General features: G+C 71.8%; 15 protein-coding genes, 2 tRNA genes and 1 pseudogene. 4 read left to right on the plus strand and 14 right to left on the minus strand.

Features of this window, described 5'->3' with window-relative positions; all coding sequences use genetic code 11:
- Positions 1-27: 27 nt before the first annotated feature.
- From ACTG9Q_RS19460 to ACTG9Q_RS19470, 3 genes are all read right to left on the minus strand, one after another.
- Complete coding sequence (locus tag ACTG9Q_RS19460) at positions 28-522, minus strand: hypothetical protein (RefSeq protein ID WP_455574238.1); 495 nt, start codon at positions 520-522, stop codon at positions 28-30.
- Between the two features lie 414 nt (positions 523-936).
- Positions 937-2208 (minus strand): hypothetical protein, encoded by a 1272-nt coding sequence (locus ACTG9Q_RS19465; protein ID WP_455574239.1) that lies wholly within the window; start codon positions 2206-2208, stop codon positions 937-939.
- A gap of 187 nt (positions 2209-2395) precedes the next feature.
- Positions 2396-2468, minus strand: a tRNA-Lys gene (locus tag ACTG9Q_RS19470).
- Between the two features lie 149 nt (positions 2469-2617).
- Here ACTG9Q_RS19470 and ACTG9Q_RS19475 point away from each other — a divergent pair.
- On the plus strand, positions 2618-3808 hold the full coding sequence (locus ACTG9Q_RS19475) for a L,D-transpeptidase (protein WP_455574240.1): 1191 nt from the start codon (positions 2618-2620) through the stop codon (positions 3806-3808).
- Positions 3809-3865: 57 nt separating this feature from the next.
- Here ACTG9Q_RS19475 and ACTG9Q_RS19480 read toward each other — a convergent pair whose 3' ends face one another.
- The 5 genes from ACTG9Q_RS19480 to orn form a co-directional block, all read right to left on the minus strand.
- A complete protein-coding gene (locus tag ACTG9Q_RS19480; RefSeq protein WP_455574241.1) occupies positions 3866-4645 on the minus strand; it encodes a S1 family peptidase in 780 nt (259 codons plus the stop codon).
- Positions 4646-4792: 147 nt separating this feature from the next.
- The gene (locus ACTG9Q_RS19485) at positions 4793-5695 is read right to left on the minus strand and encodes a nucleotidyl transferase AbiEii/AbiGii toxin family protein (protein ID WP_455574242.1); all 903 of its coding nucleotides are present in this window, start codon (positions 5693-5695) and stop codon (positions 4793-4795) included.
- On the minus strand, positions 5692-6282 hold the full coding sequence (locus tag ACTG9Q_RS19490; protein ID WP_455574243.1) for a type IV toxin-antitoxin system AbiEi family antitoxin domain-containing protein: 591 nt from the start codon (positions 6280-6282) through the stop codon (positions 5692-5694). Before ACTG9Q_RS19490 ends, ACTG9Q_RS19485 begins: the two co-directional genes overlap by 4 nt.
- Positions 6283-6384: 102 nt before the next feature.
- Positions 6385-6460: transfer RNA gene (locus ACTG9Q_RS19495), tRNA-His, on the minus strand.
- A 51-nt stretch (positions 6461-6511) separates the two neighbouring features.
- Complete coding sequence (gene orn / locus ACTG9Q_RS19500; RefSeq protein ID WP_455574244.1) at positions 6512-7108, minus strand: oligoribonuclease; 597 nt, start codon at positions 7106-7108, stop codon at positions 6512-6514.
- A 99-nt stretch (positions 7109-7207) separates the two neighbouring features.
- Between orn and ACTG9Q_RS19505 the strand changes: the two genes are divergently transcribed.
- Positions 7208-8719 (plus strand): helicase HerA-like domain-containing protein, encoded by a 1512-nt coding sequence (locus ACTG9Q_RS19505; protein ID WP_455574245.1) that lies wholly within the window; start codon positions 7208-7210, stop codon positions 8717-8719.
- A gap of 220 nt (positions 8720-8939) precedes the next feature.
- Positions 8940-10415, plus strand: a complete 1476-nt coding sequence (locus ACTG9Q_RS19510; RefSeq protein ID WP_455574246.1) for a glutamate--cysteine ligase — start codon at positions 8940-8942, stop codon at positions 10413-10415.
- A 67-nt stretch (positions 10416-10482) separates the two neighbouring features.
- Here ACTG9Q_RS19510 and ACTG9Q_RS19515 read toward each other — a convergent pair.
- The 6 genes and pseudogenes from ACTG9Q_RS19515 to ACTG9Q_RS19540 all read right to left on the minus strand — a co-directional run.
- Positions 10483-11835: pseudogene (locus ACTG9Q_RS19515) on the minus strand (PH domain-containing protein); the annotation flags it as partial.
- Positions 11836-11906: 71 nt separating this feature from the next.
- Positions 11907-12404: a PH domain-containing protein gene (locus ACTG9Q_RS19520; protein WP_455574247.1), complete on the minus strand. Its 498-nt coding sequence runs from the start codon at positions 12402-12404 to the stop codon at positions 11907-11909.
- 25 nt (positions 12405-12429) lie between these two features.
- Positions 12430-12636 (minus strand): hypothetical protein, encoded by a 207-nt coding sequence (locus ACTG9Q_RS19525; RefSeq protein WP_455574248.1) that lies wholly within the window; start codon positions 12634-12636, stop codon positions 12430-12432.
- Positions 12564-14324, minus strand: a complete 1761-nt coding sequence (locus ACTG9Q_RS19530) for an SDR family oxidoreductase (protein WP_455574249.1) — start codon at positions 14322-14324, stop codon at positions 12564-12566. The genes ACTG9Q_RS19525 and ACTG9Q_RS19530 overlap by 73 nt, the downstream gene beginning before the upstream one ends.
- 55 nt (positions 14325-14379) lie before the next feature.
- Positions 14380-14580, minus strand: coding sequence for a hypothetical protein (locus ACTG9Q_RS19535; protein ID WP_455574250.1), 201 nt, complete (start codon positions 14578-14580; stop codon positions 14380-14382).
- Between the two features lie 103 nt (positions 14581-14683).
- The gene (locus ACTG9Q_RS19540) at positions 14684-15952 is read right to left on the minus strand and encodes a multidrug effflux MFS transporter (RefSeq protein WP_455574251.1); all 1269 of its coding nucleotides are present in this window, start codon (positions 15950-15952) and stop codon (positions 14684-14686) included.
- A gap of 236 nt (positions 15953-16188) precedes the next feature.
- On the opposite strand from ACTG9Q_RS19540, the gene ACTG9Q_RS19545 reads away from it, so the two are divergent.
- Positions 16189-18096, plus strand: a complete 1908-nt coding sequence (locus ACTG9Q_RS19545) for a tetratricopeptide repeat protein (RefSeq protein WP_455574252.1) — start codon at positions 16189-16191, stop codon at positions 18094-18096.
- Positions 18097-18138 lie beyond the last annotated feature (42 nt).

An 18138-nucleotide genomic window follows, 5' to 3' on the forward strand; every position in this document is an offset into this window, starting at 1 on the left:
GGCGGCTCCGCAGATGCGTAACCCTACTCAACCTGACGTAACAATCTCACCGAAGTCCACTGTGGATAGCAGTCGGCCTGCCCGCTCGGCGACGATCAGCCGAGCCCGCGGCGTGTGCGTCCACTCACCCTCCGGCACTCGACCGAGGAACTCCGCCCGCAGCCCGTCGACGAATTCCGCACCCCGCTCCATGGCGAACCCCCGCAGCGACCCATGCTGGGTGATCGCCTCGAAGAACGTCGCCGCGCTCGGATGGCTCATCGGATAAGACGCGGGCTCATCGCGCCTGACCACCCCGCTCGACCCGTTCACCGCAGCGACGAGCCCGGCCTCCCAGGAGTGATCACGCACCCCCACGTGCGGCCGCACGGTGTCCCGGATGGCCGCGAACGGTCCCTCGACCTCGGTGACACCGGGCCAGTACACGACGGAGAGCCGACCCGACGGCCGCAGCGCCGAAGTCCACGACGCGATCGCGCTTTCCGGATCGGGGAGCTGCTGGAGCCCGAACACCGACACCACCGCCGCACACCCCAAACGCCGGATCAATCACCGACGCGTCGTCCTCGCGCACACTCACCATCGGCCACCCCGCCGCCCGCTCCCGCGCCAGCCGCGCCATCCCGCCGGAAGCGTCGATGCCGACGACCTCACGGTCGGGGAAATGCCGGACCAGTGCGGGCAACTCGGGGAACGTCCCACAACACGGCACCACAATCGGCCCATCGGGCAACGCGGCGCCGGTGACCGCCCCCACCGCGGCCTCCACCCAAGGCGCGAACCGGGGAACGAAGTACGACTCGTACCCCTCGGCGGCCTCGTCCCAGCCGTTTCCAGTCATGCGCGCTTCCCCAGCCTCACTGCGGGGGTATCACTGCGGAGTATCACTGCGGGTCGCCTCGCACCCAACGCACTCTGCCACGACAACGCGCACGCCTACCACGTCGCCTCCCGGCCGTTGGCCGTCACGACGTGGAGCTCCTCGCGCCGGTCAGCGTCGCCCCGACCAAGAGCATGGGTGGCAGGGGGTTGTGTGCTCAGCGACCGTGTTGTCGCCATCAAAAGGGGTATCCCCACCGCGACGACCAGCCACAGCGGGGCGATCAGCCGGTCCCCCTGGGCCGCGATCGGGTGCATCACCTGCGTCACCACCCCGGTGGCGGCGACCGCCCCAACCACCACCAACCCTGCCGGGCTGTACCGGGCGAGTCCCCACACGCCCGCCGCGACCGCGACCAGCAGCATCGGCGCCGCGAGGTGCGCGCCAGCCCACTGCTCCCAGAAGATGCCGTTCATCTCCCACAGGCGCTCCCACGGGTCATGCACGTCCGGCAACCGGAAGTGATCGGTCCACTTGTCCTGGAGGGTGTCCGTCGTGCCGGACCAGCCTCGCCACACCGACGCCGCGTGGACCGCGACCGCACACCCACCGGACACCAGGGCCAACGCCCGCACCCCGCGATGCCGGTACCGGGGCCACGCCAGCAGCAGCAGACCGGCCCCCGCCAGAGCCGCGGCGAGCATCATGCCCGTCGAGTACTTCGACGCCGACGCCACCCCCAGCCCGGCCATCAACACCGCCAGACCGTGGCCACCACCGCGGTCGACCAGCATCCACGCCCCCAACAACGCCCCAACGGCCCCGGCGAACACGACGCCCTCGGCGAGAGCCCACGACCCCCACACACCGATCGGGGACACGTACAACAGCACCTGCCCCACCACCGCCCACCCAGGGCTGACACCCATGCGTCGCAGCAGCAGCCACACCAATGCCCCCGCCGCCGCTGTGCAGAGGGCCGCCGCGAGCCACATCCCCCAGGGCACCCCCAGCACAGCGACCAGCGGCGCCGCCAGCAACGGGTACCCGACCCTCGGCGAGAAGATCGCTTGGTAACGGGCGCCGATCGGTATCATCGCGTCCCGGTAAGTGTCCGCGCACCGGGCCTCCGCCCCCGTAGGCGCGGGCTCGCGCAGCTTGACCGGGTTGCGCTGTCGCGCCCGCTCCGCCCCCTGGGCGGCGGCTGAGCAATGCGCCCCCACCGCTCGTGTGTGCGCGGCGCGCGGATCGACCCCCAAGTAGTACAAGGCCGTCACGCTGTACTGGTAGGAGTCGGAGCTGTACCGCAGTGTCGGAGACGACAGGGCTCCCGCAGCGAGGTAGACGAGCGCAGCGACGAGCGACATCACGGTCAGGCGCGCGGGCATGGGGGACGGTAGGCGCGGCGGGCCTTCCACGATCGAGAAGGGTGACGGCGGGAAATCGCAGCGCTGCGTGAGGCATTGGCGCCAATGTCACCTGATTGGGACCGGGGGCATCGGGGCAAAGCCGTCCGTAAACCGTCCCTACGCAGAGACCCCGTCCAGTGTGGACGGGGTCTCATCTGCGTTTATGTGCGCCGCCAGGGACTCGAACCCCGAACCCGCTGGTTAAGAGCCAGCTGCTCTGCCAGTTGAGCTAGCGGCGCTCGATCTGACGGGGAGAAAGTTAGCACAGGGTCAGCGGCCGGAAGAAATCGGGGGTGGGGGGCGACGCAACCCGACCACCCGGTCAAGCGTCACCCATTCGTGCGGCACACTTGTTCGCACAGGTCAGCACGGAGAAAAGGTGGGGGAGATGGCGCGGCTAGGGGGACGGGTGGGGGTGCTCGTGGCGGTGTTGGTGGCGCTCGGGGCATGTTCTGCGGAGGGGCCTGAGCAGCAGGCGGGGCCGGGGACGGCCGAGGTGACGACGACCACAACGACGCCGCCGGAGCCGTTCAGCCTCAAGCTCACGCCCGCGGACAAGGCCGACGGGGTGGAGCCGGGGCGGCCGGTGACCGTCGCGGTCACGGGGGGTGTGGTCGCCGAGGTCGTCGTCAAGAACGAGGCGGGCAAGGTGGTCAAGGGGGCGTTGGCGGCGGACGGTCGCGCGTGGACCTCCGCCGAGCCCCTGGGCTACGGCAAGACCTACACCACGACCGCCACCGGCAAGGACGCCGAGGGGAAGGCGACCACCTCGACGGCGACCTTCACCACCGCCAGCCCCGCCCGGCAGACCGCGCTGTCGATGAACCCGCTCGACGGGCAGACCGTCGGCGTCGGGCAGCCCTTCGCGTTCTACTTCAGCAGCCGGATCGCCGACAAGGCGGCGGCGGAGAAGGCCATCAAGGTCACCGCGTCGCCCTCGGCGGAGGGCGCGTTCTACTGGTTCGACGACTCGACGGTGCACTGGCGGCCGAAGGAGTACTGGAAGCCCGGCACGAAGGTGACCGTCGACGCGCGGGTGTACGGCAGGCACTTCGGCAACGGCACCTACGGCCTCGAGGACCGCAAGGCCGTCGTCACCATCGGCGACTCGGTGGTCATGACCGCCGACGGCAAGTCGCACACGATGACCGTCAAGATCAACGGCAAGGTGGCCAGGTCCATCCCCATCTCGATGGGCAAGCCGGGCCACGAGACGCCGGTGGGCACCTACGTGGTCATGAGCGAGCACACCGACTACACGATGGACTCCTCCACCTACGGCGTCCCGATCGACGCCTCCGAGGGGTACCGGACGACCGTCGCCGTGGCGTCGCGGATGTCCAACAGCGGGATCTTCTACCACTCGGCGCCGTGGTCGGTGGGGGACCAGGGCAGGCGCAACGTCAGCCACGGCTGCATCAACGTCTCCACCGAGAACGCGCGGTGGCTGCAGAAGATCTCCCGCAAGGGCGACGTCATCACCGTGGCCAACTCCGGCGGTCCGAAGCTGGAGCCATGGGACGGCCTGAGCGTCTGGCAGGTGCCGTGGGCGACCTGGAAGGCGGGCGGGGCCCGGTAGACAGCAGCGGGCCCCCGGCCGGGACAGCCGGGGGCCCTTCCTGTGGAGAGACCGGCCTTACGGCAGGGTGCCGGTGTACTGCTGGATCCAGCTGCGGAACACGGTCACGTCGCCGTAGATCGACGGGGTCACCGCGCACGTCGACCCGCCACCGGAGCGGCTGGTCGCGCCGATGAGCTGCCAGGCCCCACCGACGGACTTGATCTGCGGACCGCCGGAGTCGCCGTAGCAGGCGCCCGCGCGGCCGCCGGGGTTGCTGGTGCAGATCTCGACCGGGTCAGAGATGCCGGAGCAGCCGCTGGCGGAGACGATCGAGGTGTCGAGCTGCTGCAGGGTGACCGGCGCGCCACAGCCGCCGCGGACCGGGCAGGTCTGGCCCCAGCCGATGATGCGGGTCGGGGTGCCGATCGGGCCCGCCTCGGCGGCGATGCGCACCGGCGCCTGGGTGACGCTGGTGCTCAGCTGAACGAGCGCGATGTCGTACGGGCCGCGGTAGGACGGGTGGATGATGATGCGCGACGCGCGCGCCACCGTGCCGCCGCTGGTGCGGTTGGTCGTGCCGATGCGCGCCTGCGTGCTGCTCGGCGAGCGTCCCTGCACGCAGTGCGCCGCGGTGACCACCCAGTCGGCCTTGATCAGCGAACCGCCGCAGAAGTGGCCGCCAGTGGTGGACTGCAGGGACACCATGAAGCTGTAGACCTGGGTGGCGTTGGTACCGCCGACGATCAACGTGCCGACGTCGCCGTCACCGGACGGCGGCGCGGCAGTCGCCGCGGTTGGCGCCATCACCGCGGCAGCCGCGGCGACCAGGCCGACCAACAGGGTGCGAACCTTCATAGTCGGGACTCCTTCCACCGCCGGGGCCCTCGACCCGGCGATGGTTCGTCACGCTAGGTGCTCCAGAGCACACTCCGACACCCGCCGACCGGTGGTCTTGCTTCCCAGAGGGGGTGGGGGTTCGTGGGAAATAAACAGGCCGTTGGATTATCGCCATTCACGCGCGGCAGGCTCCCAGCCCACCCCGGGCGGCATGGACCCCACGAGCGGGTCGGCGAACCGGACCACCCCGGCCACCACGTCCGCCAGGCTCTCAGGCAACCCACTGCCAGGCCCGAGGCGACGCCGGAACTTGTCGTACTCCCCCTGCCGCAGTGCCGCGAAGGTGCCGACTTCCTCCGAGAGCGGCCGGATCCGCACACCACGATGATTGGTGGTGGCTTCCAATGCGGCACGCGCCGTGGCGAATGTCATGGACTGTTTGCCGGTCAATGTGTAGATGTCGACGTAATCGCGGACCCTCGTGTTGGCCTCGCCCAGTTCGATCGCCGTGCTGGTCTTCTCGGCGAGAACTGATTCAATCGGGTAGCCGAGCAATTGCACGTCAGGGAGGTCGGGCCGTTGGGACGGCAGTCTGATGACCTCGGGAGCCGGAGTCACCGGATCGCCTACATTGATGTCGAGCTTGAGCCGCGCTCTCGCGGGCGACACCTGGCAGTCCATGGTGACCCGCACACCGGTGTACTGCGCGTCCTCCCGGATTGTCTGCATGGCGAGTGTGTCGGGGAGGTAGAGCACACCATCGTCTTGGTCGAGGGAGACCTGGGTGATGGCATGGACCCGATCGGCGATGGCATCCTGTTCGTTGGTGAGATTCTGGGCGAGCAGATCGACGTCGGAAGTGGGCCTGCGGGCATTGAACACGGCCAGTAGTAGGCCGCCCTTGAGTACAAACGAATCTTGATAGGGGGATGCCGCGAGCCTGGCTAGCCAGCGCTCCAGGACGTAAAGGGTGATCAATTCATCGGTCGAATAGGTTTCCCGGCGTGCCCGATTTTGAAGTTCCAGGTACGCACGTCCGGATGCCGTCTTCTTCGTCGGCTTGCTCATCCCGCGCTCGCCACGTCGATAGCCATGCGCACAGGGCCATACACGCCCAGGGTGCGGGCGAGTTCGAGAAGTTTGCCCGGGCGCGCGTCGCGGAGGCGCAGATAGCGGCGCAAGGCTCCGAGCGCGAGGAATTCACCGAGCCGGTCGCGCAGGCGCATCATGTCCACCACCGTCCGCTCGGCGCTGTACACACGCACGTTCTCGCCGGGGGCCGCTTCCACCTGGGACAATCCCAGCTCAAAGGTGTTGGTGGCGAAGCGGAACACCTCGGTCGGTGGAAAGTCGATTCTCGGCGGTCGGTGTGGACGTGGCACGGCTATCTGCACCTCTCTGGGGATCTCATCGGTCAGGTCATGGACGACCAGCGCGGAGACGCAGCACACGATGGCGACCGGAGTTCGGTAGGCAATGCCGAGCAGGTCGACCCACGTCGGGAGGGGCGCGTCGATTTGCCGGAAGACACCTCGCGACAGCTGCATCAGGTCACCCGCGTCGCGCATCTTGTATAAGGCACGAGGGTGGATCCCGGCTTCACGCGCGATGCGGGTGGTGAAGGTCGGCGGCAGCGCGTCCAGACTGGCGTCCATGGATAAGAGTGTCGCCATGTCGGGGTTGTCTGGCAACAGTTTGTCCACCCCGGATCGGGTGAAACAACGAAGGCCGATCCGGGGTGCGGATCGGCCTTCGGGTGGGGTGAGTGACGGGACTTGAACCCGCGACATCCTGGACCACAACCAGGTGCTCTACCGGCTGAGCTACACCCACCATGTGCTGCCGCCACATCGTAGCGTGTGCGGTTGGGGGGTTTGAACCGGGTTAGGTCAGCAGGGTCCCGGCGACGGCCTTGGCCTCGTCCGAGGTGGGGCCGGGCTGGGGGACGAAGACGGTGCCGCGGTAGTAGCGCAGCTCGCGGATGGACTCCTGGATGTCGGCCAGGGCGCGGTGGGCGAGGCCCTTGTCCGGCTGGGCGTAGTACACCCGGGGGTACCACCGGCGGGCCAGTTCCTTGACGGAGGAGACGTCGACCATCCGGTAGTGCAGGTGGGCGTCCAGCGCCCGCATGTCGCGGGCGATGAAGCCGCGGTCGGTGGCGATGGAGTTGCCGCACAGCGGCGCCGTGCGGACCTCGGGGACGTACTGGCGGACGTACTCCAGCACCTTCTGCTCGGCGTCGGCCACCGACAGGGTGGAGGCGCGGACCTCCTCGGTGAGGCCGGAGCGGGCGTGCATCTCGGCGACCACCTCGGGCATGCCCGCCAGGGCCGTCTCGTCGGCGTGGATGACGAGGTCGACGCCGTCGCCGAGGACGTTCAGCTCGGAGTCGGTCACCAGGGCGGCAATCTCGATCAGGGCGTCGCGCCCGAGGTCGAGGCCGGTCATCTCGCAGTCGATCCATACCAGGCGGTCCGTCACCCGAGGTAGCTTAGCCGGATAAGTGATCCGCGCTCGCGCTGCGGATGGGGCACCGCCGATCTACGCTGCCGCTGGACGCTGAGTGTTGGGGTGATCGCGGTGAGTGAGGCCAGGCAGATCGCGGACGGCTACGCCACCGAGGGCGCCGCCGTCGAGCTCGGGTCCGTCGTGCTCGACGGCACGGCCGACCCCGCCGCCGCCGTGCGCGTCCCGCTGGCGACGATGAACCGCCACGGCCTGATCGCGGGCGCGACCGGCACCGGCAAGACGAAGACGCTGCAGGTGCTCGCCGAGCAGCTGTCCGCGGCCGGGGTGCCGGTGGTCATGGCCGACGTCAAGGGCGACCTGTCCGGCTTGTCCGCTCCGGGTGCGCCGGACGCCAGGATCGACGCCCGCGTGCGCGACACCGGCGACCGGTGGAGCCCCACCGCCTTCCCCGTGCAGTTCCTCTCCCTGGGCACCGGCGGCGTCGGCGTGCCCGTGCGCGCGACGGTCACCGGGTTCGGCCCGCTGCTGCTGTCCAAGGTGCTCGGTCTCAACGACACCCAGGAGTCCACCCTCGGCCTGGTCTTCCACTGGGCCGACCAGCGCGGCCTGCCGCTGCTGGACATCAAGGACCTGCGCGCGGTCATCACCCACCTCACCAGCGACGAGGGCAAGGCCGACCTCAAGGGCATCGGCGGGGTGTCATCGGCGACCGCGGGGGTGATCCTGCGCGCCCTGGCCAACCTGGAGTCCCGCGGCGGCGCCGAGTTCTTCGGCGAGCCGGAGCTGGCCGTGCCCGACCTGCTGCGCACCGACGGCGACCGCGGCGTGATCAGCCTGCTGGAGCTGGGCAACCTGCAGGCCGACCCGGCGCTGTTCTCCACCTTCCTGATGTGGCTGCTCGCCGAGCTGTTCGAGGAGCTGCCCGAGGAAGGCGACCTGGACAAGCCCAAGCTGGTCTTCTTCTTCGACGAGGCCCACCTGCTCTTCGCCGACGCGTCCACGGCGTTCCTGGAGCGCGTCGAGCGGACGGTGAAGCTGATCCGCTCCAAGGGCGTCGGGGTGTTCTTCTGCACCCAGCTGCCCTCCGACGTGCCCAACGCCGTGCTGTCCCAGCTGGGCGCCCGCGTGCAGCACGCGCTGCGCGCCTTCACCCCGGACGACCAGCGGGCGCTGGCCAGGACCGTCAAGACCTACCCCGCCACCGAGCACTACGACCTCGGCGCGGCGCTGACCTCCCTGGGCACCGGTGAGGCGGTCGTCACGGTCCTGTCGGAGACGGGCGTGCCGACCCCGGTGGCCTGGACCCGGCTGCGCGCCCCGCGCTCCCTGATGGGCACCATCGGCGACGACGCCATCCGCGCCGCCGCCGCGTCGTCGCCCCTGCACGCCAAGTACGCCGAGACCATCGACCGCGAGTCGGCCTACGAGCGGATGGCGGCCAAGGCCGCCGTGCCGGAGCTGGCCGAGGACGACCCGCCACCGCCGCCACGGCAGCAGGACGAGCCCGCCTTCTTCGAGAAGGTCATGGCCAACAGCGCGGTCAAGTCCTTCCTGCGCTCGGCTGCGAGCGCGCTGGGCCGCGAGATCTCCCGAGGCGTCCTCGGCACACGCAAACGTCGCTAGTGCCCCGCGCCGGGAGTTCGGCGCGTTTCTCGACGGCCCAGCTTCCCGCTGGCCGCACCGGGAAAAGATCCCGAGTACCACCCAGTACGAGGGACTTTGCCCGGCACGCCCAGCCGAAACCTGGACCACCGACAAGACACCCAACTCCCGGCGCGGGGCACTAGTCCACTCGGCGTAGTCGGTGTGGCGGGCTGCCCGCCCATGGATCACGCTGTGCGGCATGGGCAAGGACGTCGAGCAGACCGAGTTCACCCGGGCCGACCGGCAGCGCTTCCGGCAGAAGGTCCGCACCTGCCTCGACGTGTTCGCGCGGATGCTCGCCGAGGCGCGGTTCGAGCCGAGCAAGCCGATGGCGGGCATGGAGGTCGAGCTCAACCTGGTCACCGCGGCGGGTGAGCCCGCGATGCGCAACGCCGAGGTCCTCGACGCGATCGACGACCCGGCGTTCGTGCCGGAGCTGGGCCAGTTCACCATCGAGATCAACGTGCCGCCGCAGCGGCTGGACCCCGCCGGGCTGGCCGTCTTCGAGAAGAAGGTCCGCGACGACCTCAACGTCGCCGAGTCCAAGGCCGCCGGGGTCGGCGCGCACATCGCGATGGTGGGCATCCTGCCGACGCTGCGCCGCGAGCACACCTCCGCCGCCGCGCTGTCGGAGAACCCGCGCTACCAGATGCTCGACCAGCAGGTGTTCGCCGCGCGCGGGGAGGACCTGCAGATCGCCATCACCGGCGCGGAACGGCTGGCCATGCAGGCCGAGTCGATCGCCCCGGAGGCCGCGTGCACGAGCGTGCAGTTCCACCTGCAGGTCACCCCCGACGACTTCGCCCGGTTCTGGAACGCCAGCCAGGTCATCGCCGGGCCGCAGGTGGCCCTGGGCGCCAACGCGCCGTACCTGTTCGGCAAGCAGCTGTGGGCCGAGACCCGCATCGCGCTGTTCGAGCAGGCCACCGACACCCGGCCCGACGAGCTGAAGGCGCAGGGGGTGCGCCCGAGGGTGTGGTTCGGCGACCGGTGGATCACCTCGATCTTCGACCTGTTCGAGGAGAACGTGCAGTACTTCCCCGCCCTGCTGCCGATGTGCTCGGACGAGGACCCGGTCGCGGTGCTGGAGCGCGGGGACGTGCCGCTGCTCGAGGAGCTGCGGCTGCACAACGGGACGGTCTACCGGTGGAACCGCCCGATCTATGACGTCGTGCGCGGCAGGCCGCACCTGCGGGTGGAGAACCGGGTGCTGCCCGCGGGGCCGTCGGTGGTCGACACCATGGCCAACGGCGCGTTCTACTTCGGCCTCGCCAGGGCCCTGGCCGACGAGGACCGCCCACTGTGGACGCAGATGAGCTTCGTGGCCGCCGAGGACAACTTCCACGCCGCGGCCCGCAACGGGATCGAGGCGCGGGTGTACTGGCCCGGGGTGGGCGAGGTGCCGCTGACCGAGCTGGTGCTGCGCCGCCTCCTGCCGATGGCGCACAGGGGGCTGGACGCCTGGGGCGTCTCCGGCGAGGACCGGGACCGCCTGCTCGGGGTGATCGAGCAGCGGTGCCTGACCGGCCGCAACGGCGCGACCTGGCAGGTCTCTACGGTGCGGGCTCTTGAGGAGTCGACGTCGATGGACCGGGACCAAGCGCTGGCGGAGATGACCCGGCGCTACCTGGAGCTGATGCACGCGAACCAGCCGGTGCACGAGTGGCCGCTCTGACCTCCAGGAACGGGGTCAGCAGGTCGGGGATGGCGGCGTCGGCGAGGACGACGCCGTCGGACTCGGCGATGTCGGTGACCGCGTAGTGGCCGTTGCCCGCCGCGGTGACGGCGGTGACGGTGACCAGGCCGACGCGGCGCTGGAACACGGACTGGTCGACGCGCCAGCCGATGATGCCGGTGCGCTGCAACGCCACGGTGCGCCGGTTGAGTGAGCCCGCCCGGGTCACCAGGTAGCGCTCGGTGAGGGCGTGGCCGAGGTTGCGGTAGCGGTCGAGTCCGATGAGGACGGACAGCGGGACCGTCGCCGCGACGAGGGCCCACGGCCAGTGCGGCCAGTCGGCGACGGCGCTGAGGACGGCCAGGGCCGTGGTGACGACCACCGGCGGCGCGGTGGCCCGGACGAGGCGCCGGGTGCGGGCGGCGCGGGGATGCCTGGTGAGCGCGGTGGTGGTCGGGGTCTCCGCCAGCCGCAGGACGTCGGCGGCGACGCGGTGGGACTCGGTGCGCGGGGCCGGGGGGACGAGCAGGCTGCTGGTGGCCTGGCGCGCGCCGAGGCCGGTGGTCACCGCGTTGAGCCGGGCGCCGCGCGCGGCGCGCAGCAGCAGCGGCTCGTGCAGGGCCACGCCGCGCAGGCGGTTCTCCTCCACCGAGACCGAGCGGGTGGTGAGCAGCCCGCGCCTGATTCTGAGCGTGTCGTCGGAGTGCCTGCTCAGGCGGAAGTTGTGGTTCTGCAACAGGTAGATGAGCAGTGAGGCCACTGTGGACAGGACCAGGACCGCGGCCGCGGCGATCAGCAGCACCGTGGCCAGCGGCTGGGCGCTGAGCCAGCCGAACATCCCGCGCAGGACGCCCACCTCGGAGAATTCCAGGTCCAGCTCGCCGGCGATGTTCATGCCGAAGCCCACGGTGATCGCGATGCCGAGCAGGCCGGACAGGGTCAGCGGCGCGTAGCGGTACCAGCGCTTGTCCAGCCGGGTGATCTCGGTGTCGGTCTCGGCCTGCGGCGCGGCGGCGCGGCGCAGCAGGAACGCCTGGCGCAGCCGTTCGGCCTCCACGGTGGTCACCGCGTCGAGGACCACGCCCTCGCCGGGCTGGCGCTCCTGCTGCCCGGTCCCGACCCGCACGGCCGAGAGCCCGAACAGCCGGTGGCCGAGCTTGGCCGTCAGGTCGACGGTCCTGATCCGGTCGCGCGGGATCGCCTTGCGCTGGCGGAAGACCACGCCGCTGTGCAGCTCGACCTGGGTGTCGGTGACCCGGTACTTCGTCGTCAGCCAGGCGAACAGTCCATAGAGGATGATCAGCGCGACGGTGCCGACCCCGGCGACCACCCGCCAGGTCTCCACGTTGCCGAGGAACACCAGCGCGAACAGCAGCGGCAGCAGCCCCAGCAGCTCGTTGAGCGGCTTGACCACGATCATCCGCGGGTCGAGCCTGCCCCACTCCGACGGCGGCTCCACGACCGGGGGCGCCGCGGGCAGCGCCGCCTGGCTCACGTCGCGTCCCCCGGCACGGCCTGGGTGGTGGCCGTCAGCTCGTCGACGATCCGCGCCGCGACCGCCTCGTCCAGGCCCTCGATCTTCACCGGACCCGCGGCCGACGCCGTGGTGACCGTCACCGTCGCCAGGCGCAGCACCTGCTGCAGCGGCCCGCGCCCGGTGTCGACGGTCTGGATGCGGGACACCGGCGCCAGCCGCCACTCCTGGTTGACCCACCCGCTGCGGGTGAACACCGCCGCGGGCGTGGTCTCCCAGCGGTGCACCCGGTACCGCCACGTGGGCATGACGGCGACGTGCACCAGCGCCACCGCGCCGAGCACCGCCAGCCCGGTCCCGAGCCACCAGGGCGCGTCCGCGGCCAGCGCGAACCAGATGCCCAGCCCGCCGAGCACCACCGCCCAGCCCATGCCCGCCCGCAGGGTCCACTGCAACACAGCCCGTTTGCTGACCAGGTTCACCGGCGCCCGGAGCCGCCACTCGTGCTCGCTCACCCGCCCAGTCTGCCGCCTCCGGGAATCATCCGACGTCAGCCTCAGGTCGCAGCGTGCGCCACAGTGGCCGCAGCACCGCGCCCGCCAGGACGGCCGCGGGGTGTTCGCCGTGGTCAGGGGCCTCGGGGGCGGTCTCGGGGGTCAGGCGGTGGACCAGGTTCAGCGCCTGCCGGTGGACCGACGGGGCGAGGGCCCGCAGCAGTTCCAGCGCCAGCCCCTCCGGCCGCTGCACCACCTCGGCCCTGCCCTCCAGCGCGGCCACGACCATGCGCGCGGCGGTGTCCGGGAGAACGCCGGGACGCCGCGGTAGGCGTCGGTGGCGTTGATCATCGGGGTGCGGACCAGCGGCATGCGGACCGAGCAGAAGGTGACGCCGTCGGCGAGGAGTTCGCGTCCGGCGGCGCGGCCGAAGTGCTCCAGGGCGCCCTTGGAGGCGAGGTAGGCGGCGAAGCGGGGGGTGTCGCTCTGCAGGCCCATGGTGGTGACGTTGACGACGCGGCCGAAGCCCTGGGCGCGCATGGCGGGGAGCAGGCCCAGGGTCAGGCGCAGCGGCGCGAAGTAGTTCAGGGCCATGGTGCGCTCGTAGTCGTGCAGGCGGTCGACGGAGAGGTGGACCGAGCGGCGGATGGAGCGGCCCGCGTTGTTGACCAGCATGTCCACCGGGCCCAGCTCCTTGACCAGCGCGTCGACGGCGTCGCCGTCGGTCAGGTCGCAGGGGTGCGCGGTGGCGTGGGCGCCGATCTCCCCGGCCACCTCGGCCAGCTCGTCGGCGCGGCGGGCGACCAGCAGGACCCGCGCGCCGCGCGCGCCCAGCGCCAGGGCGGTGGCGCGGCCGATCCCGGACGACGCCCCGGTCACCACGATCCGCTTCCCGCGCAGCCCGCCCCGCTCGCGCTCCGGGTCGAGGTGGGCGGCCCAGTACCGCACCAGGCGCTCGGCGTAGGAGGCGAACGGCGCCAAGGTGACCGCGCCCGCCAGGGCCGCCTCGGTGCGCGTGGAGTCGAAGACCGCCCGCATGTCCAGGTGCGGCATGACCTCGCCGGGGATGCCCGCCTCGGCCAGCACGGCGCGCGCCACCGGCCCCACGCGCACGGGGGGCAGCCGCACCGGCAGGGTCGCCGCGACGCGGGGCGCGCCGAGGGCGGCGGCGAAGGCGTTGTAGACCTCGGTGACGGGCTGGCGGCCGTTGTGCGTCAGGTGGTACGTGCTGCCCGACGGCGCGTCGAGGTGCATCAGGTGGGCCATCGCGTCGACGACGTAGTCGACCGGGACGACGTTGGTGGCGCCCAGGTCGGGCACGACCAGCGGCAGGGCGCGCGGGAGCCGGGCCAGCCGGGCGATGGTGGGCAGGAAGTAATAGGGACCGTCCACTTTGTCCATCCGGCCGGTCCGCGAGTCGCCGACGACGGCCCCGGGGCGGTAGATCCGGCACGCGACCCGGTCCTGGGCGCGGACCAGCTTCTCCGCGGCGAACTTGGTGGCGTGGTAGGGGGAGTGGTGGGACTGGCCGAGGTCGAAGTCGGCCTCGGTGAAGCGCCCCCGGTGATCGCCCGCCACCGCCACCGACGACACGTGGTGCAGCAGCCCGGCGCGCACGGTCGCGGCGAAGTCGATCACGTGCGCGGTGCCGGTGACGTTGACCGCGTCGTTGTCGTGGCGCGACGCGGTGAGGTCGTAGACCGCGCCGAGGTGGACGACGTGGTCGACGCGGCCGGTGAGCGGTCCGGGGTCGACGCCGAGGCCGGGTTCGCGGAGGTCGCCGACGACCGGCGCCAGCCGCTCGTCCCCGGTGGGCAGCTTGGGCAGGGACTGGGCTCGCACCAGCACGTGGACGGTGTCGCAGTCGGGTCGGGCAAGCAGCCGGGCGAGCAGCGCGCGGCCGAGGAACCCGGTCGCGCCGGTCACGAAGTACGTCGCCATCCTGTGCCTCCTCGCACAGGATTCTGCCATTATCTACTGACAAGTAGGAAGGCGGTCAGTGCTCCACCTCCGCGGCGTCGACCACGGCGTCGCGCAGGGCGGCGCGCAGCCTGCCGACGTCCAGCGGCGAGAAGACCGCGGTCTCCCCGGGCGGGGCCACGAGCACCACCCGGCCTTGGCGCACGAAGATCGTGACGTCCCGCCTGCGACCCGCGATGTCGCGGCAGTTGACCGTCCACTCCCGGTGGCTGCTCACCGTGTCCCACCCTCTCCACGAACCGACGTCTGCCCGTTCCCTACCTATGCGACGCGGACGGTAACGAGCCGTGACGGTGTGAGGTGACGGCAATTTCGGGAAATCACTTTCCGCCTGGTGGAAGGGCCACGGGACGGAACCGGACCGTCTCGGCCTCCCGCCGGACCACGTACCGCCCTGGGCGCCGGGCCGTGGGTCTGATCAGCGCGAACGCGGCCAGGCCCGCCACGGCCAGCACCGCGACCACCGCGGCCATCGGCACCGCCGAGCCGGTCCCGCCCAACCCGACCAGGGGAGCGGCCAGCCCGCCGATGAGGAACTGGACCACCCCGAGCAGGGCCGAGGCCGTGCCCGCCCGGCTCCCGTGGTCGGCCAGCGCGAGCGCGGTCGCGTTCGGGTTGACCACGCCGACCGCGGCCACGACGACGAACAGCGGACCCAGCAGCCACAGCAGGCCCAGCCCGCCCACCGCCGCGGCGAGCACCCCGATCCCGCCGAGCGCGGAGGCGAGCAGCCCGACGGTGAGCAGCTTGCGCGGGGTGAACCACCGCAGCAGCAGCCGGTTGCCCTGCGCGGCCGCCACCAGCCCGAGCGCGTTGACGCCGTAGACCACGCTGTAGGTCTGCGGGCTGAGGCCGTGCAGTTCCCGCAGCACGAAGGGCGAGCCCGCGACGTAGGCGAACATCGCCCCGGACGCGAAGCCCACGCACATCGCGTACGCCACGAAAGTGCGGTCGGTGCCCACCCGCACGTACGTGCGCGTGATGGTGCGCGGGTCGGCGGGGCGGCGCCTGTCCTCCGGCAGCGTCTCCCGCAGGCAGACCAGGACCGCGATCAGCAGGGCGACGCCGAAGTAGGCCAGCACGACGAAGACGCCCGACCACATCGTCCAGCGCAGCACCAGGGCGCCCACCAGCGGCCCGAGGATCGGCGCCAGGCCGGAGACCAGTATCAGCATGGAGAAGAAGCGCGCCACCGCGGCGCCGGTGAACAGGTCGCGCACGGCGGCGCGGGCGATCACCACCCCCGCCGCCGCGCTCATGCCCTGGATGAAACGCAGCGCCACCAACGTGTGGATCGACGGGGCGATCGCGCAGGCCAGCGACGTCACGCTGTAGCAGGCCAAGCCGATGAGCAGGGGATTTCGCCTGCCGTAGGCGTCGGAAAGCGGACCGGTCACGGCCTGGCCCAGTGCCAGGCCGACCATGAACGCGGTCAGCGTGAGCTGCACCTGGGCCTGGCCGGTGCGCAGCGCGGCGGCGATCTCGGGGAACGCCGGGAGGTACATGTCGATGGATAACGGACCGAACGCGGAGAGCCCGCCGAGGAGTAGCGCCAGCCGGACCTTCACCCACAGCGACGGTCTGCTCACCCGATCAGTCTAGATCTCCGGGCAAAAGAGGGTTACCCCCCATCGGCTATCTGGGTCACACTGGGTTGGTACGTCCGTGCGTTGTCACTGATCAACAAGGCCATGGCCCGCCAGGGGGCCAGAACGCGGTGTTTCCCCCTGGCGGGTCGGCTGGGCACCAGATCGGTCCCTTGACAGACTGGCGACCGACAGACTGGGCGACTGACAGACTGGGCGACCACAGCGGGAGGGGAGCCATGGCCGAGCTGATCGACGCGGTCCTCGCCGATGCCGCGCGTCTCACCGCCGCGGGCAGACCGCAGGCCGCCATCGAGACCCTGCGGCCCGTCATCGCCGAGCACCCCGACCACCCCGGCGCGTGGTGCGGCCTGGCCGCCGCCCTGCTCGACGTCGGCGACGCGCAGCACTGCCTGGACGCGGCGAAGCGGGCGATCACCCTGGGCGAGCCCGCGTGGGCGCACCGGCTGGCCAGCCTGGCGCTGACCGAGCTGGGCAGGCATGAGGAGGCGGCGATCTCCGCGCGCGAGTCCGCCCGGCGCAGTCCCGGGGACTGGCGCGGCTACGTGACGCTGGCCGAGGCGCTGGGCCCGATCGCGCCCGCGGAGGCGCTGGCGGCGGCGCGGCGGGCGGTGGCGTCCGCGCCGGAGGAGCCGCGCACGCACGAGGTGCTGGGATCGGCGGCCGAGCGGGCCGGGGACGCCGACGCCGCCCGAGAGGCGTACGCGGAGTCACTGCGGCTGGACCCGACGAACCCCGACGTGCGGGAGGCGCTGGCCCGCCTGGGGCGCAGGACCTCCGCTGGCGGGCGGTTCGGGGATGTGCCGTGGGAGCGGGTGACCGGGTGGCAGGAGGCGGAGCCGGAGCCGGAGAAGCCCCCCGCCGTGGACTGGGTCCTGGTGGACGCCGAGCCCGCGGGCTTCGGCGGGGAGTCGGCGGAGCGCTTCGCGAAGGCGCGGCGGAAGGGCGCCCGGCAGCCCGCGGCCCACTCGGGCGCGAACGGGTCGGGGACAGCCCGGTTCCCCGAAGACACCGAGGACGCGGCTGGCGGGGACGCCACTCGGTTCGACGCCAAGCGGTTCGGCAAGGACTCGACCCGGCCGCGCAAGGGCACGGGCAAGGCCCGGTTCGAGGACGTGGCCGAGGAGGCCGGGACCGGCCGCGGCGACAGGGACGCGACCCGGCCGCGCAAGGGCGCGCGCAAGGCCCGGTTCGAGGACGTGGCCGGGGACGCAGGCCGGGCTGACGCTGGCCGGGCTGACGCTGGCCGGGCTGACGCTGGCCGGGCTGACGCTGGCCGGGCTGACATGGGCCGGGCTGGTACTGGCCGGGCTGATGCGGACTGGGTTGACGCGGACCGGGTTGACGCTGGTCGATTCGACGCGGGTGGGTTTGACGCCGGTGGGTTTGACGCGGGCCGGTTCGAGAAGGACTCGGCGCGCAAGGGCGCCCGGTTCGAGGGCGCGGCGCGGGAGGGGACCGGGTCGGCTCGGGTTGGCGCGCGGTCGCGCAAGGGTGCGGGCAAGGTCCGGTTCAAGGACGCCGCGGACCGTGACGGCGCCGGGTTCGCCGCGGTCGAGGACGTGGCGGGTCGCGATGGCGGGCAGCGCGATGGCGCGCGGCCTGGTCCCGGTGACGACCGGTCGCCGTTCGTCGAGCGGGCCGAGCGGGTCGTCGAGGGCGGCACCGAGCGGGTCGTGCGCGACGGGTCGGCCCCGCGGCGGGACCCGCGGTTCGGGCGGGCGCAGCGGATCGGGCTGTGGCTGGTGCTGCGGCGCTGTGCCGGGTGGCTGGCGGTGGGCTCGTTCGTGCTGCTGATCGCCGGGATGCCGACGCCGAACCCGCTGCTGGTGTGGTTCGCGCTGGGGTTGCTCGTGGCGGTGGCGGGAGTGGGCGGGCGCGCGGTGCTCAGGCTGCCCACCGACCTCCGGCTGACCCCGGGGTTCCTCTGGGCCCGCGACCGGCTCATGGCGGTGACCGCGGGCGCGCTCGTGCTGGGGCTGGGCCTGCTCGGGCTGTGGTCGGCCGCGCTGGCGCTGGGGGTGGCAGGCATGACGCTGCTGAGCCCGGTGACCGTCCTCGGGCTGTTCGCGCTGCTGCTGGGCAGCTTCGGCCTGTGGCGGGTGCACTCCGACCGCGGGCGGTGACACACTCTCGGCCGACCCGCACGACGACGGTGAGGACGAGCG

This window comes from Actinokineospora lacus (genome assembly GCF_053813445.1).